Annotated in this window: 13 protein-coding genes and 1 tRNA gene; 2 read left to right on the forward strand and 12 right to left on the reverse strand. The window is 68.6% G+C overall.

Features of this window, described 5'->3' with window-relative positions:
* Positions 1-156 precede the first annotated feature (156 nt).
* The 7 genes from rho to DFQ14_RS07570 all read right to left on the reverse strand — a co-directional run bounded on the left by rho (position 157) and on the right by DFQ14_RS07570 (position 10,680).
* Complete coding sequence (gene rho, locus DFQ14_RS07540) at positions 157-2,106, reverse strand: transcription termination factor Rho (protein ID WP_114452378.1); 1,950 nt, start codon at positions 2,104-2,106, stop codon at positions 157-159.
* Between the two features lie 1,010 nt (positions 2,107-3,116).
* Positions 3,117-4,088 (reverse strand): homoserine kinase, encoded by a 972-nt coding sequence (gene thrB, locus DFQ14_RS07545; RefSeq protein WP_114452379.1) that lies wholly within the window; start codon positions 4,086-4,088, stop codon positions 3,117-3,119.
* Entirely contained in the window at positions 4,085-5,173 is a 1,089-nt protein-coding gene (thrC, locus tag DFQ14_RS07550) for a threonine synthase (protein ID WP_179951516.1), read from the reverse strand. The genes thrB and thrC overlap by 4 nt, the downstream gene beginning before the upstream one ends.
* The gene (locus DFQ14_RS07555) at positions 5,170-6,474 is read right to left on the reverse strand and encodes a homoserine dehydrogenase (RefSeq protein WP_114452380.1); all 1,305 of its coding nucleotides are present in this window, start codon (positions 6,472-6,474) and stop codon (positions 5,170-5,172) included. The genes thrC and DFQ14_RS07555 overlap by 4 nt, the downstream gene beginning before the upstream one ends.
* A complete protein-coding gene (gene lysA, locus DFQ14_RS07560) occupies positions 6,475-7,893 on the reverse strand; it encodes a diaminopimelate decarboxylase (protein WP_114452381.1) in 1,419 nt (472 codons plus the stop codon).
* A gap of 130 nt (positions 7,894-8,023) precedes the next feature.
* Positions 8,024-9,685 (reverse strand): arginine--tRNA ligase, encoded by a 1,662-nt coding sequence (gene argS, locus DFQ14_RS07565; protein ID WP_114452382.1) that lies wholly within the window; start codon positions 9,683-9,685, stop codon positions 8,024-8,026.
* Positions 9,686-9,759: 74 nt separating this feature from the next.
* The gene (locus tag DFQ14_RS07570; protein WP_114452383.1) at positions 9,760-10,680 is read right to left on the reverse strand and encodes a cation diffusion facilitator family transporter; all 921 of its coding nucleotides are present in this window, start codon (positions 10,678-10,680) and stop codon (positions 9,760-9,762) included.
* A 172-nt stretch (positions 10,681-10,852) separates the two neighbouring features.
* Between DFQ14_RS07570 and DFQ14_RS07575 the strand changes: the two genes are divergently transcribed.
* Both DFQ14_RS07575 and DFQ14_RS07585 read left to right on the forward strand, forming a co-directional pair.
* Positions 10,853-10,925, forward strand: a tRNA-Arg gene (locus tag DFQ14_RS07575).
* A 1,005-nt stretch (positions 10,926-11,930) separates the two neighbouring features.
* Positions 11,931-13,091, forward strand: a complete 1,161-nt coding sequence (locus DFQ14_RS07585) for a S1 family peptidase (RefSeq protein ID WP_114452384.1) — start codon at positions 11,931-11,933, stop codon at positions 13,089-13,091.
* Between the two features lie 217 nt (positions 13,092-13,308).
* Here DFQ14_RS07585 and DFQ14_RS07590 read toward each other — a convergent pair whose 3' ends face one another.
* The 5 genes from DFQ14_RS07590 to DFQ14_RS07605 all read right to left on the reverse strand — a co-directional run bounded on the left by DFQ14_RS07590 (position 13,309) and on the right by DFQ14_RS07605 (position 16,035).
* A complete protein-coding gene (locus tag DFQ14_RS07590) occupies positions 13,309-14,265 on the reverse strand; it encodes a patatin-like phospholipase family protein (RefSeq protein WP_114452385.1) in 957 nt (318 codons plus the stop codon).
* Between the two features lie 115 nt (positions 14,266-14,380).
* On the reverse strand, positions 14,381-14,815 hold the full coding sequence (gene arfB, locus DFQ14_RS07595; protein WP_114452386.1) for an alternative ribosome rescue aminoacyl-tRNA hydrolase ArfB: 435 nt from the start codon (positions 14,813-14,815) through the stop codon (positions 14,381-14,383).
* A 215-nt stretch (positions 14,816-15,030) separates the two neighbouring features.
* Complete coding sequence (locus tag DFQ14_RS22010) at positions 15,031-15,249, reverse strand: hypothetical protein (RefSeq protein WP_170206384.1); 219 nt, start codon at positions 15,247-15,249, stop codon at positions 15,031-15,033.
* A 169-nt stretch (positions 15,250-15,418) separates the two neighbouring features.
* Positions 15,419-15,793 carry a DUF6290 family protein gene (locus DFQ14_RS07600; RefSeq protein ID WP_114452387.1) on the reverse strand — a complete coding sequence of 125 codons (375 nt, stop codon included), beginning with the start codon at positions 15,791-15,793 and terminating at the stop codon, positions 15,419-15,421.
* The gene (locus tag DFQ14_RS07605; protein WP_114452388.1) at positions 15,790-16,035 is read right to left on the reverse strand and encodes a hypothetical protein; all 246 of its coding nucleotides are present in this window, start codon (positions 16,033-16,035) and stop codon (positions 15,790-15,792) included. Before DFQ14_RS07605 ends, DFQ14_RS07600 begins: the two co-directional genes overlap by 4 nt.
* Between the last annotated feature and the right edge of the window lie 53 nt (positions 16,036-16,088).

Raw genomic sequence — 16,088 nt, forward strand, 5'->3', positions numbered from 1 at the left:
GAACTCCTTGGCATGCGCCCGTCGGATGTCAGCGCGTGTCCGGGGTTTCCCGGACTTTCCCCCGACGACGCTGCTTTCACCCGACCCCGGCGCATGCACGCGGGCCCCGCACCGATGTCCGGTGCGGGGCCCGTTCGTGTGCGGTGCGAGGAGGACCTACTCGTCGTCCTTGCCCGGAGTGGTCTTGGCGACCTGCATGAGGAACTCGATGTTCGTCCGCGTCTTGCGCAGCCGATCCTGCACGAGTTCCAGAGCCTGCTGGCTGTCCAGCGCGGCGAGCACCCGGCGCAACTTGTGGTTGACCGACAGCTCGTCCTGGGACAGCAGGATCTCGTCCTTGCGGGTGCTGGAGGCATCCACGTCCACCGCGGGGAACAGGCGCTTGTCGGCGAGCTTGCGGTCGAGCTTGAGCTCGGCGTTGCCGGTGCCCTTGAACTCCTCGAAAATCACGGTGTCCATCGTGGACCCGGTCTCCACCAGCGCGGTGGCGAAGATCGTCAGCGAACCGCCGTTCTCGATATTGCGGGCCGCACCGAGGAAACGCTTCGGCGGGTACAGCGCCGTGGAGTCGACACCACCGGACAGGATCCGGCCGGACGCCGGGGCCGACAGGTTGTAGGCCCGGCCCAGACGCGTGATCGAGTCCAGCAGCACGACCACGTCGTGTCCCATCTCCACCAGACGCTTGGCTCGTTCGATGGACAGCTCCGCGACCGTGGTGTGGTCCGACGGCGGGCGGTCGAAGGTGGAGGCGATGACCTCGCCCTTGACCGAGCGCTGCATGTCGGTGACCTCTTCGGGTCGCTCATCGGCGAGCACGACCATCAGATGGCACTCGGGATTGTTGGTCGTGATGGAGTTGGCGATCGCCTGCAGCACCATCGTCTTGCCCGCCTTCGGCGGCGAGACGATCAGCGCGCGCTGCCCCTTGCCGACCGGCATCACCAGGTCGATGATCCGGCTGGTCATGTTCTGCGGTTCCGTCTCCAGCCGCAGCCGCTCGTTCGGGTACAGCGGGGTCAGCTTCTGGAACTCGTGGCGCTTCTTCGCGGCCTCCGGCTCCAGTCCGTTGATCCCGTCGACACGCACCAGCGGGTTGAACTTCTGGCGCTGCTGCTCACCCTCGCGCGGCTGCCGGATGACGCCCTGGATCGCATCACCACGGCGCAGGCCGTACTTGCGGACCAGGGACAGCGAGACGTAGACGTCGTTCGGGCCCGCGAGGTAGCCGGAGGTACGCACGAAGGCGTAGTTCTCCAGGACGTCGAGAATCCCGGCCACCGGAAGGAGAACGTCGTCCTCCCGGACCTCCGGCTCGCCGCCGCCTTCACCACGTCCGCGGTTGCGACGACGGTCCCGGAACCGGCGCCCACGGCGCCCACCCCGGTCGTCATCGGAGTCCTGCCCGCGGTTGTCCTGCCCGCGACCGTCCTGTCCACGGCCGTCCTGCTGGCGGTTGTCCTGGCGGTCGTTGCGGTCGTCGGCCTGATCCTGACCCCCACCGCCGGAACGACCCGAGGAACGCCGGCGGCGGTTGTTGCCGCGACGGTTGTCGTCACCGGAACCGTCGCCGCCCTGCCTGCGAGAACCTCCTCCCCGGCTCGGTGCGGCGCCGTTGGTCGACGTGGTACCTGCGCCCTCGCCGCCCTGCGACTCCGTCCCGCGCGACTTCTGCCCGGTTTTCGCGGCAGCGGGAGCCTCCCGATCGGTGTTCGCGGCGGGAGCTTCCTGGTCGGTGCTCGCAGCAGGCTCTTCTCGAGTCGTGGCCGCAGCGGGAGCCTCCTCGGCGGTGTTCGCGGCTGCCCGGGCACGGTTGCCCCGCTGAGCAGGCTGCTTCTTGCCCGCGCTCGAGGCTTCGGCCCCACCCTGCTTTTCCTTGATGGCAGCGATCAGGTCGCCCTTGCGCAGGCCACTGGTCTCGATGCCCAATTCCCCAGCGAGTTGGCGCAGCTCGGCAAGCACCATGCCGGACAGACCACCGCGTCGCCGTGGAGTGCCGTTGCTCGCAGCCTCGGAGGTCCCTGCACTCGACGACTCGGATCCCTGCTGGCCAGCCGAAGAGACGCCGTTGGCGGTCTCGCTGCTCAACAGATCTGTGTTGCTCACGAATGTCCTTCCTGACCGGATCCGCGCCTCCCACGCGGCCCAGCGGATTTTCCGCCCGCAACCACGGCGAGCGGCCTTGTAGTGCTACCAGCCCCGGTGTCGAAGGAAACTCGACGAGGGCTCACGACACGATCGGTATCCGGGCCGACTCACGAAACCAGCGGCACCGGCGGGCGGAGACACCCGGGTCACGTGCACATGTTGCTGCCACCTCACACCGGGAATCACCATCTCAACAGCCCTTGCCGTACTGGAGTCGAGTCCGGTTGTCGCACGTCTGCGGCAGTTCCGGAGCCCTCGAGTACCTCACTTGCGAGCCATCGATCATCTCCATGGTGCCGTGCGGGGACACAACCGCGGAAACACCGGAACTTCCGGCTCGACACCGGCCACGATTCGACGATCGACTGCGTCGAAGCGAGCCCCATTGAGTTGCCAACTCCTACCTCGGCCACCGCGATCAAGTACCCGCCAATCCTGATCTTCACCCGTACGGGGGTGGAGTCAATTCACAGCGAGGGATGCACCCCGGGAATGGATGTCCCGGGTACGGCACCGGCGCCCGTGCGCGCGGTGACTGATTGACCTTGAGGGTAAATGCCGTCCACCGATACGTACAAGCCGTACCGGCGAGCCGTCATCTTGCGATGCGGCGTTGGCCCCGACCGCGCCGCAGCCGGGGTCTTCCCGCGGCGCTCCCCGGAGTCAACCGCAACGGGCTTACTCGGGTTTCCGTCGAGCCGTTTATCGTCACCCCGCAACGCTGGGAAGACGCCTGCCGAAGCAGGAGAACGGTTTCACATCGACCGGCTTGATTTTCACCGGAACGACCAGAACCCTCTACCCGGATTCTAGCACGCAGCACATCGATTCATGCTCCGCCTCGGCGGAGAACTCTCGGTGGTACTGCTCGGCGAGCACCCCGGAAAGGCCGCCGCCGAATCCGACACTCCCTTTGTACCACTGCGAACACCCTGCGCGACCGCCGGGTACCCCCTGCCACGCACTCTTCACGACAGGTGATCGACCCGCACACCGGCCCGATCCACCGGCAGCCGGAGCACGTCGAAACCCGCCGTATCGACACCGGCGGGGAGTTCCCCGCCCGGCGGGAACGCGAGCACGGTCGGTCCCGCACCGGACACCGCGGCCGCGACACCCGCGGCACGCAGACACCGCACCAGCGCGATGGTCTCCGGCCACGCCGGTTCCCGGTAATCCTGGTGCAACCGATCACCGGTCGCGTCGACGAGCAAATCGGGATCACCGGTCAGCGCATGCACCGCCAGGGCGGCGCGGCTCGCGGCGAACGCCGCGTCGGCATGCGGCACGTTCTGCGGGAGCAGGCCCCTGGTCGTGTGCGTGGCCGACTCCGCCGCCGGGACGAGCGCGACCGGACGCAAGTCCGCATGCGGCTCCAGCCTGGTGGCGCGGAAGCTGTCCCCCTCGCTCCAGGCGATGACGAGACCGCCGTACAGACTCGCCGCCGCATTGTCGCCGTGACCCTCGCACGAAGCCGCCATCTGCAAGACATCGGCGGCGCACTCGGGAGAGGCCACCGTGCGCCCGGCCAGCGTGTATCCGGCCGTGATCCCCGCGACGATCGCGGCGGCCGAGGATCCCAGTCCCCGCGAGTGCGGAATCGTGTTGTGACAGCGGACCCGCAGCGCGGGCGCGGTGGCACCCAGCCCGGCCAGCACCCGCTGGAGCATCCGCACCACCAGGTGGTTCTCGTCGGCGGGGACCGCACCGGTCCCCTGCCCCCGCACCTGCACCCGCGCGGTGCCGGGGCGCCCCTCGACCACCTCGACCTCGACGGTGTCGTACAGCGACAGAGCCATGCCGAGCGTGTCGAACCCGGACCCCAGGTTCGCCGTCGAAGCCGGAACGGTCACCCGGACGGAGGTAGCCGGTTCCGGGTGAGCGGAACGTTCCCCGCTTGCCGGGGAGTGCACATCCCGTTCGCTCTTCGCCGAAATCATGTCAGCTCCAGCGCTGTGGCCACGGCGCCGGGATCCACGGGCAGCGGCTCGACCTCGACCATGCCGGCCAGCGCGGTGTCCGGATCCTTGAGCCCGTGGCCGGTCACCGTGCAGACCACCGTCGACCCGGTGGGCAGGCGACCATCCGCGGCGGTGGCGAGCAACCCGGCGATGCTGGAGGCCGAAGCGGGCTCGACGAAAACACCCTCGCGGGAGGCCAGCAGCCGGTACGCCTCGAGGATCCGCTCGTCGGTCACCGACTCGAACAGTCCCCCCGAGGCCTCCTTGGCAGCGAGCGCGGCCTGCCACGAGGCCGGACTGCCGATCCGGATCGCCGTGGCCACCGTCTCGGGCGATGCCACCGGTTCACCTCGCACGATCGGGGCGGCGCCGCTGGCCTGGAACCCGAACATGCGGGGAGTGTCGGTGATGACGCCGTCCGCGGCGTACTCGGCGTAGCCCTTCCAGTAGGCGGTGATGTTGCCCGCGTTGCCCACCGGCAGGCAGTGCACGTCCGGCGCGCGGCCGAGCACGTCGCACACCTCGAAAGCCGCCGTCTTCTGGCCCTCGATGCGCACCGGGTTGACGGAGTTCACCAGGGTGACCGGATACTCCGCCGAGGTCTTGCGGGCGAGTTCCAGGCAGTCGTCGAAATTGCCCTGCACCTGCAGGATCTTCGCCCCGTGCACCACGGACTGGGCGAGCTTGCCCATCGCGATCTTGCCCTGTGGCACCAGCACCGCCGAAGCCAACCCGGCACGCGCGGCGTAGGCGGCCGCCGACGCCGAGGTGTTCCCGGTCGAGGCGCAGATCACGGCCTGAATCCCGGCCGCGACCGCGTGGGTGATCGCCACGGTCATGCCCCGGTCCTTGAACGAGCCGGTGGGATTGGCGCCCTCCACCTTCAGATACACCCGGCACCCGGTCAGTTCCGAGAGATGACGGGCCTCGACCAGCGGGGTGTTGCCCTCCTGCAAGGTCACCGTGCGGGCCCCCTCGGGGACCTCCACACGGTCGGGGTATGCCTCGATCAGACCGGGCCACCCGGCACCGGACGTCGGCGCTGCCCGGATTCCCGGCGTCACGATTGCTCACCTTCCACCCGCATCACGCTGACCACCTCGTTCACCGCCGAGAGCCGCGCGATCTCATCCACCGTGGCCTGCAGAGCCGAGTCGAGCGCCGTGTGCGTGATCACGACGAGGCTGGCATCGGGACCCCGGCCCTGCTGGCGCACCGCGGCGATGCTCACGTCGTGCTCGTTGAACGTGGCCGCGACCTGGGAGAGCACACCCGGCTTGTCGGCCACGTCGAGGCTGATGTGGTATCGCGTCGGCGTGGCGCCCATCGACCGCACCGGCAACTGCGCGTGTGCCGACTCACGCGGCCCCTTGCCCGCGACCACGAGATTGCGCGCGACCGCGACCAGGTCACCGAGGACGGCACTGGACGTCGGCACACCACCGGCTCCCTGCCCGTAGAACATGAGCTGACCCGCCGACTCGGCTTCCACGAACACCGCGTTGAACGCGCCGCCCACACCCGCCAGCGGGTGGCTGCGCGGGATCATCGCCGGGTGGACGCGCGCCGAGACGGACTCGTTGCCCTCGTCGTCGACCACCCGCTCGCAGATCGACAGCAGCTTGACGGTGCGGTCCAGCGACTTCGCGGCCGCGATGTCGCCGGCCCCGATCCCGGAGATGCCCTCGCGGTGCACATCGGTGGCCGTCACACGGGTGTGGAAGGACAGCGAGGCCAGGATCGCCGCCTTCGCGGCCGCGTCGAAGCCGTCCACGTCCGCCGTCGGGTCCGCCTCGGCGTAGCCGAGCTGCCCGGCCTCCTCCAGCGTCTCGGCGTAGCTCGCACCGCTCGAGTCCATCGCCGAGAGGATGTAGTTCGTGGTGCCGTTGACGATGCCCATGACCCGGCTGATGCGGTCGCCTGCCAGCGACTCCCGCAACGGTCGCAGCAGCGGGATCGCACCCGCCACCGACGCCTCGAAGTAGATGTCGGCCCCGGCCGCGTCGGCCGCCGCGTACAACTCCGAGCCGTACTCGGCCAGCAGCGCCTTGTTCGCCGTCACCACCGACTTGCCCGCACGCAGAGCCTGCAGCAACAACGACCGGGCGGGTTCGATACCCCCGATCAGCTCGACGACGACATCGACATCGCCGTTGACCAGCGCCGCAGCGTCCGTGGTCAGCAGATGCTCCGGTACTTCGGGGTGCTTGTGCGGGCGACGTACCGCCACACCCGTCACCTGCAGGGGTGCCCCGGTTCGCGCGGCGAATTCTCCGGGGCGACCCTGCAGCAGGCTCACCACCTCGGTCCCGACCGTGCCGCAGCCCAGCAGCGCCACCCTGATCGGTTCACGATCCTCGATCACTCACACCTCCAGCCGGAGCAGGTCGTCCTCGGTCTCCCTGCGCAGCAGCACCCGTGCCCGACCGTCCCGCGCCGCGACCACGGCAGGCTTGGGCAGGCGGTTGTAATTGCTGGCCATCGCATAGCAGTACGCCCCGGTGGCGGCTACCGCGAGCAGGTCTCCGGGAGCAATATCCTCCGGTATCCAGCAATCGCGCACTACCACGTCACCGGACTCACAGTGTTTGCCCACGATGCGGGAGAGCACACCGGGTTTCTCGCCCGACCGGGAGACCAGGCGGCAGTCGTAGCTCGCGTCGTACAGCGCCGTGCGCACATTGTCGCTCATGCCGCCGTCGACGCTGATGTACCGGCGCGATGCCCCGCCGTCGAGAGCCACGTCCTTGATCGTGCCGACCTCGTAGAGGGTCACCGTGCCCGGCCCTGCGATCGACCGGCCCGGCTCGACGGTCACCCGTGGCGGGTCGAATCCGGCGTCGGCACACTCCCGGCGCACGATCCTGTGCAGGCGATCGGCGAGCTCGGAAACCGGCATCGGGTCGTCCTCGGGGGTGTAGGCGATCCCCTGCCCGCCACCGAGATCCACGGTGGTCAGCGAGGACACCGCCTCGGCCCCGTACTCGGAGCGCAGCTCGGCCAGCAACCCCACCACCCGGTGGGCCGCCAGCTCGAAGCCGGTCTCGTCGAAAATCTGCGAACCGATGTGGCTGTGCAGGCCCACCAGTTCCAGGGCGTCGGCCTTGAGCACTCGGTGCGCGGCCTCGGCGGCATCCCCGGAGGCCAGCGAGAACCCGAACTTCTGGTCCTCGTGGGCGGTGGCGATGAACTCGTGGGTGTGCGCCTCCACGCCCACCGTCACCCGGATCATCACGGGCTGGCGGACCCCGCGTTCCCGCGCCACGTGCTCCAGGCGGGTGATCTCGTGGAACGAGTCCAGGACGACGGCCCCGACGCCGGCTTCGACGGCCGCGGCGAGCTCGGCGACGGACTTGTTGTTGCCGTGGAAGGCGATCCGCTCGGGCGGGAACTCGGCACGCAGCGCCACGCGCAGCTCGGCACCGGTGGCCACGTCCAGGCTCAACCCCTCCTCGGCGATCCACCGGGCGACCTCGGTGCACAGGAACGCCTTCCCGGCGTAGTGCACCGACGCGGGGTCCCCGAAAGCCGCGGCGTACTCGGCGCACCGTGCGCGGAAATCGGCCTCGTCCAGCACGAACAGCGGGGTGCCGTAGCGCTCGGCGAGCTCGCGCACGTCGAGGCCGGCCAACCGGGTGACCCCGTCCCGACCCCGCTCCGCGTTGCGCGGCCACACGGCGGAGTGCAGCCGCGCGGTCTCTTCCACAGAGGATGGTGTGGGGCCGGGAACACCGTCGGCCACGACGACATCGGCGTGCCGGGGCCCGGCCGGATGGGCGCGCATACTTGCGCCTCCTCCAAGGGATGTTCGAAAGCCCGCAGCGGCGGTCGCGCCGACCACCGCTGTGGACTTTCGGCCTTTCACATGGTCAAAGCTGTGTTGCAGTCGGACGGCGACGGACTTCCGACACTGTTCACATCTGTTCCGGTGCGCTCACGCCGAGCAGGGCGAGACCGTTGGCGAGCACCTGACGCGCCGCCTCGCACAGGTGCAGCCGGGCGATCGTCAGCGCGCCGGGCCGGTCGTCACCGGGCTGCAGAACGCGGCAGGCGTCGTAGAACTTGTGGTAGGCGCTGGCCAGCTCCTCCAGGTAGCGCGCGATGCGGTGCGGCTCCCGAAGCTCCGCCGCCGCTCGCACCACACGCGGGTACTCCCCCAGGGTACGGATCACATCGCCCTCGCGGTCGTGGGTGAGCAGCGACAGGTCCGCCTCGGCCACCGCCCCTCGATCGATCCCGAGCGATGCGGCGTTGCGCTGCAGCGACGACAGCCGCGCGTGCGCGTACTGGACGTAGAACACCGGGTTCTCGTTGGTGTGCTTGCTGATCAGATCGAGGTCGATGTCGACGGGCGAGTCCACCGACGACCGGATCAGCGAGTACCGGGCGGCGTCGACGCCGACCGCCTCGACGAGATCCTCCATGGTGACCACGGTCCCGGCACGCTTGCTCATCCGGACGGGCTGGCCACCGCTGACGAGGTTGACCATCTGCCCGATGAGCACTTCGACGGTCGCCGGATCGTCGCCCATGGCCGCGGCGGCCGCCTTCAACCGCGAGACGTAGCCGTGGTGGTCCGCCCCCAGCATGTACAGGCACAGGTCGAACCCCCGGCTGCGCTTGTCCCGCTGGTAGGCGATGTCCCCGGCGATGTAGGCCGGTTCACCGTCGTTTTTGATGACGACCCGGTCCTTGTCGTCGCCGTGCTCGGTGGAGCGCAGCCACCACGCGCCCTCGGCGTGGTAGAGACTGCCGGACTCCTTGAGCTGCTCGACCGCCGTCGTCACCGCCCCCGAGGTGTGCAGGGAGTCCTCGTGGAAGAACACGTCGAAGTCGGTACCGAACTCGTGCAGGCTGCGCTTGATCTCGTCGAACATCAGCCCGACACCGGTACGGCGGAATACCTCGTCGCGCTCGGTTTCCGGCAGCTCGAGCACGTGCGGCTCCCTGTCGACGACCGCGGAGGCGATGTCGTCGATGTAGGCACCGCCGTAACCGTCCTCCGGAACCGCTTCCCCCCGGGCCGAGGCGACCAGTGACCGCACGAAGCGGTCGATCTGCGCGCCGGCGTCGTTGAAGTAGTACTCGCGGGTGACCTCGGCGCCCTGCGCGCTCAGGACGCGGCCGAGCGCGTCACCGACGGCGGCCCAGCGGGTCCCGCCGAGGTGGATCGGCCCGGTCGGGTTGGCCGAGACGAACTCGAGGTTGATGCGCCGACCCCGGTAGAGCTCGCCGACACCGAAGGAATCGGCCTGCCCGAGCACCTGACGCACGATCTCGCCCTGGGCGTCGGCGGCCAGTCGGAGGTTCAGAAAGCCCGGGCCTGCAACCTCGGCCGAGGCGATGGAGCTTTCCGAGTTCAACGCCTCGGCCAGCCAGCCGGCCAGATCCCGGGGTGACACACCGGCCTTCTTGGCCACCTGCATGGCGAGATTGGTCGCGTAGTCACCGTGCTCCGGGTTGCGAGGTCGCTCGACCGTCACGGTCTCCGGGAGGACCGAGGTGTCGAGCCCTCGAGCGTCGAGGACCTGCACGGCGGTGTTGCGGACCAGTTCTGCGAGCGCGGCGGGAGTCACCTGATGAAGTCTAAGGAAACGTCTCTGCTGTTCAGCCAACGGGTTGACATCTCGGGAGCAGCCAGGGCCTGCTCTCACCAGGTGAGATTGTGACAGCGGCCCAGGCTCTCCCTCGGCTCGACCTGCAGGGTGGCGTGCTCGATGCGATAGCGCTCGGACAGCAGGCGCTGGGCCGCCACCAGCACATCACCGTGGTCGGCATCGGACCGGGTGGTCAGATGCGCGGAGGCCACCTCCATGCCGGAGGTCAGCGTCCACACGTGCAGGTCGTGCACGTCGGTCACCGAGGGCAGGTCGGTCAGTTCCGCGTGGAGCTCGTCGATGTCCACGTCCTCCGGGGCCTGCTGCACCAGGATGCGCAGCGCCTGCCGAGCCAGCTTGAACGTGCGTGGGAGCACGAACAGGCCCACGGCGACGGCCACGACGGGATCGGCGAGGTACCAGCCGAAGGCCCAGGCCAGCGCACCGCCGAGCAGCACACCGACCGAACCCACCGCGTCGGCGAGCACCTCCAGGTAGGCGCCGCGCACGTTCAGGCTCTCGCCCGCACCCCGGCGCAGCAGCACGAACACCACCAGGTTGGCCACCAGTCCCGCTGCGGCGGTGGCCATCATCGGGAGGCCGGCGACCTCGGAGGGATGCAGGAAGCGCCCGACCGCCTCGTACACGATGTAGCCGGCGACCCCGAACAGCAGCACGGCGTTGGCCAGGGCCGCCAGCACCTCGATCCGGTAGAGGCCGAACGTGCGCTTACCGCCGGCGGGTCTCCGCGCGGCCGTGATGGCCGCGAGAGCCATCCCGATGCCGAGGACGTCGGTGAGCATGTGTCCCGCGTCGGACAGCAGTGCCAGGGAGGAGACCAGGAAGCCCACGACGGCCTCGAGGACGAGGAACGTCACCAGGATTCCCAGGGATATCGTGAGCCGCCGGACGTAGCGCCCCGACGCACTCGTGCCCGCTTCCTCGGGCACGCCGTGACCGTGGCCGTGGCCCACTTCCTCACCTCCAGTCGCCTGTCCCGAATACATAGTGACATATGCATGAGTTGTTCGCAGCCGGTGACAGGCGCCTGGATCGGGCCTCCGCCCATCACGGCCATCGGCACCGCCACACCCCTTTCGAACCGCTGCCGGCGGTGCGGTAGGCTGACCGCAGTCGTCATGACGAGCCCTCGTAGCTCAGCGGATAGAGCACCGCCCTCCGGAGGCGGGTGTCGCAGGTTCGAGTCCTGCCGAGGGCACCCAGGCACAGGGTTCTCCCACTGCCCCGAGATCACTCGTGGGCACACTCGGGGCACGCACGACCCCCTCCATCCGGTCGACCGGTCTCGCTGAACCGGTCCGACAACAGGTGGCCGCAGAGGTCCGTCGTCCCGGTCCGTCAACGCCACCGGTTGCGAGTGATCGAAGACGGCCCCTCCGGACCTACCGGTGCGCACTTCCGCATCGTCCTGTTCTTCTGCAGGCAGCGCGATGTCTGCGGTGAAGACGGTGCGCGCCGCGCCGGCGTGCGGGTGTAGTCCTCGTTTCGTGGCGTGGCAGCTCAGGTGGTACGGGTCAGTCGCCACACGTTGTCCACCCGTGCGCCGGGCTTGCCCTCGGGCGATGGCGAGGGTCGTTCCACAGCCTCCAGAGTCTCCACCCGCCAGGTGTTCGGCAGCGCAAGCATCGCGAGCAAGCCCTGGAGCGGGGGGGGGCACCCACTCGCCGGGTGCCCGCAGGTTCGGCGTATGCGGCGCCGTGCAACCTCTTCCGGCTCGATTCCGTCCTTCCCACAGCACCGGTGATCACCAAGCCGGCGCAGCCGGAGGTGTCCTCCGAGCGCGGCACCCGGAGCACCGACCTTCAACAGAATTGCCATTCGGCCCGCAAAACCGCCCCGTCCGAGTAATACGGGAAATACGGTAAACAAACTCGCCGATCGCCACACGGCCTTCTGAACCCACTTTCCACTTCGCTGACCTGCACAGAAATATTCGCGCAGCACGGTGCTGGTCCGAATGGAGTCTTTTTTCTCGCCGCGCGACTTCCTATCGTTTTCCAGCAGAACGGCGGAAATCACGAGAAATAAATCCCGGGAAAAACGACAGCTCGGCCGGAAATGCCTGTACCTTGCACCGACCCACCGGTTTCCGCGCGTTCGACACGGCACTCGGGTCGAACTGCTTTCCGTCCTGTCCCGCGCTCCCACCGGCACCGATCCGGTTGCGCGGGTGCCCCACTGCACACGGAACCAGGAGACAACATTGAGCCGGAAACGAACGATACGACTGGCCGGCGCGGTCCTGCTCGCCACCGGAACCGCCACGGCCCTGGCCACCCCGTCGGTCGCGAACCCGCAGACCGCCGAGGCGGATTCCCCCAAACCCGTGGCCTCCGCCGCCATGGCCGAGGCAATGCAGCGTGATCTGGGCCTGACCGCCGAACAGGCACAAACCCGGCTGGCTCAGGAAACCAAGGCCAGAAATGCCGAGGACACATTACGTCAGTCGCTGGGCAACTCGTTCGGCGGAGCATTCTTCGACGCCGAGCGCGGCAAACTCGTCGTCGGCACGACCGATGCCTCGGAGAAATCGGCCGTCCGGTCGGCCGGAGCGGTCGCCAAGGTGGTGCCGAACAGCAAACAGGAATTGAACGCCGCCAAGGCCGAGCTGGACCGAATGGAAGGCTCCGCCCCCGACAGCATCACCGGCTGGTACGTGGACACCCGGTCCAACAGTGTCGTGGTGAACGTCAACAAGACGAAGCGCGACGCCGAGACCAACAAGTTCCTGGCTCGGGCCCGCTCCGTCGACGAATCGGTCCGTGTCGAGCAGGTGAAGCGCTCCCCGCGCACCCTGTACAACCTCATCGGTGGTGACGCCTACTACATGGGCAGCGGCGGGCGCTGCTCGGTCGGCTTCCCGCTCCAGGGCGGCGGCATGGTCACGGCCGGCCACTGCGGTGACACGGGCACCTCCGCCTCCGGCCACAACCAGGTGCACATGGGCTACTTCCAGGGATCGTCGTTCCCCGGTAACGACTACGCCTGGGTCTCGGCCAACTCCAGCTGGACCTCGAAGCCGTGGGTGAACATGTACAACGGTTACGCCCGCACCGTGGCCGGCTCCCAGGAGGCACCGGTCGGCTCCTCGATCTGCCGTTCCGGGTCCACCACCGGCTGGCACTGCGGCACCGTCGAGGCCAAGAACCAGACCGTGCGGTACTCGCAGGGTGCTGTCTACGGCCTGACCCGCACCGACGTCTGTGCCGAGCCCGGTGACTCCGGTGGTTCGTTCATCAGCGGCAACCAGGCGCAGGGCATGACCTCGGGCGGCTCGGGCAACTGCACCCTCGGCGGGACGACGTTCTTCCAGCCGGTCAACGAGGCCCTGAACGCCTACGGGCTGCAGCTGGCCACCAACTGATCCCGATAACCCCTCCCGGTGAGCCGCCTTCCTCCTCCGACGGCTCGCCCGAGGCCCACCCCGAGTGCCTGCGGCACTCGGGGTGGGCTGCTTTCTGTCGATACCGCTCGGCGAACTCCGCACCGTCGGGGGGATTCCGCACCCCCTCGGCCGGCCGGTGCCGTGCGTTCCGTTCCACGGTCCATCGCGCTCGGATCCCTCCCCGCCATCGCGATGTTCAGCGTGTCGTGAGATCGGACACGTCCGCTCTTCCGCTGTCGGCACCGGAGTCGTCGACCACGGGATTGCCTCCGATGTCCACCGGCCCCGGCGGTACGGGGGCAGCCGCGGGCAGCCATTCCCGAGCCACCCGCCAGGCCGCGTCGATCAGGGCCGAGGAGTGTGCGAAGGAGTACGGCGACAGCCCTCGGGTCGACGGTGCGGGAAGCACGTAGAGCTCACACCGCGTGGAGTTGAGCTGCATATCGAGCCTGGCGGCTGCGGACATCGCCGCACCCAGCGCATCGCCGTTGACCCCGCTGATCGACCTCGGTGGCCGCTTCGGCGGGGGCAGCGTCGCAATCGATCCGACGCCGCGCTCGGGCTCGACGGGTTCGAACGGCTCGGTCCCCCCACAAGGCAGCACGTACACCCGGTCGGCGCCCTGCTCCACCGCGCGGCTGATCGGCATGAAAGCCGCGGGGCCGCCGTCCACGAGCCACCGGTCCCCGATCCGGACCGGTGGGAACATGCCCGGGATCGAGCAGGAGGCGATCAGCGCGGGCAGCACCGGACCGTACTCGAAGTACACGCCGTCGCCGCTGTCGATGTCGGTGGCGGTGACGGTCAACGGGATCCGCGCGTGCTCGATCCGCCGGTACGGCAGGGTGTGGTGCATCCAGCGAGCCAGGCCGTGACTGCTCATCAGGCTGTTGGACAGGCCGAGCTTGCCCGCGAGGATGCGTACGGGCTGGGTGGGAAACACGTCGCGGCGCCGCATCGAGTTCCACAGCTCCCGAAGCTTGCCTGCTCCGCGGCCGGAAGGGTCGCCGGCCAGCCAGGCGGCATTGAGGGAGCCGACCGAGGTACCGACGACCGCGTCCGGTTCGATTCCGGCCTCGAACAGTGCCGTCACCAGGCCGGCCTGAATCGCCCCGAAGGTGGACCCACCCGGCAGGACCCATGCCGTTTGCATCCGCTTGCCCCTCCCGTGCGGCTGTCGACCACCACGGTAGCGGTGTGCCTGCGGCGATGCCGGGAAGCGCCGATCGGGCCGAACAGCCCCGTCACCGCTTGCCGCGGTCGGGGGCTCAGCCTTCACCGGGGTCACCCCGGCGCCGCTGTCGCTTGATCTCACCCCGGCGTTTCTTGGTCTCGAGACGGCGCCGCCGGGCTCTCTTGCTCGGCTTGGTGGGGCGACGGGTGGGCGGGGGCGGTGCGACGGCCTCGGCCAGCGCCGCGGCCAGCCGGTCGCGCGCGTCCCGGCGGTTGGCCAGTTGGCTGCGGTGCCGGGAGGCGGCGATGGTGAGCACACCGTCGCTGAGCCGGTGGTGCAGGCGGGCCAGCGCGCGCTGCCGGGACTGCTCGGTCAGCGACGGCGAGTTCCCGAGATCGAACGACAGCTCAACCCGGGAATCCGTGGTGTTGACTCCCTGTCCGCCGGGGCCGGACGAGCGCGAGAATCGCTCGCTCAGTTCGGCGGCGGGGATGAGCAGTCGCCGCGTGATGCGCAAGTCCTCGGTCACGCCCCCAGGATGCCGCACGGTGGGGCGAGAGCGAACCGGTTTTTTCTCCCGGATGCCTTCTACCGGGACCGCCGACAACCGGTCCGCCGGGTACCTCCAGGCCACAACAGCCACAGGTCGGCAAGGAGAACGGACTTATATCCGCAGGATGCGCTCCGCTCCGCAGTACCACGTGGGGTACGCAGGTCCCGCGCACCGGAAAGCACCGCGGTCGGTCACGAGAAGCAGGTGATCTCTCGCGGCAGGTCGAACGATTCACCGGCGAATGCGGGGTAGTCCTGCGCCAGCTCGGCGAACCTGATGTGTGGATCGAGCGCCGTCCCAGAACACAGCGCCCGTGATACTCGAGGAACGGCCGGCACCGTCAGCGGCGCGAGCCAGACCCAGTGATGGCTCCAGGAGAACAGGGAGATCGCCGTCGCGGTCTCCCGCACAACGTCAGTCCGAGCAGGAGATGACCGTTCCGATGGGCCCTGGCAGCTACGACCGGTCCGCCGATCGCGACGGCGATCGGCGGGTAGGTGAATGGAAAACTCCCGGCACCGACATGAAGATCGGCGGCCCCACCACCCATCTCGAGCAGCGGGGCCACTTCCTGCTGTGTCAGTCCTGCGCGGCCTTCAACAGCGTCTGCACTTCCTGCTCCAGGTTTCCTTCCACCTCACGGGCTTCCCTGAGCAAGTCGTTCAAACGGCGCAACTGCGGACCAACGACCGCGACTTCACGTGCAACGCTTGGCCGTTCAGCCATTGTCATGCACACCTTGCGAATCCACTCCGACTGAGACATGTTCGCCTGCTGCGCTGCCTGCTGGATCGCGGCGGACTCTTCCTTCGTCATACGCAGCGATGTCGTCACCGCCAGCGGTTTGGCAACGGTGACCTCTTCCTCCTCGCCCTCGAGGTCGGGATCGTTGCGGTGCTCGTATAGCCACTCGGCTTCGGCTGCTTCGCGGTCAGCGCGTGATTCGGTGTTCATCGTCCCTCCTCCCATGCGGTGATCGGGCGCACGGTGTACGTGTCCGGGTCGTAGATGACGGCGACGACGAGTCGGCGGCCACCATCGGTGCAGCCGTGCAGCAGGTGGGTAGCGGTTCCCGACTTCTTGTTACGGGGCGCGCGATGGACGTTGGCGATGGCTTGATCGATCTCGACTTCGCTGGCACGGGTGAGCGCGTGGGAGCGATTGTTGGCATCCCACTCGATGTTCTCGATGTACATGTGCGACTGCGCTCTCCACTACCCTCCCACCGCTGCGCAATACAAGGATACTT

The sequence above is a fragment of the Halopolyspora algeriensis genome (assembly GCF_003337235.1).
Lineage (GTDB): Bacteria > Actinomycetota > Actinomycetes > Mycobacteriales > Pseudonocardiaceae > Haloactinomyces > Haloactinomyces algeriensis.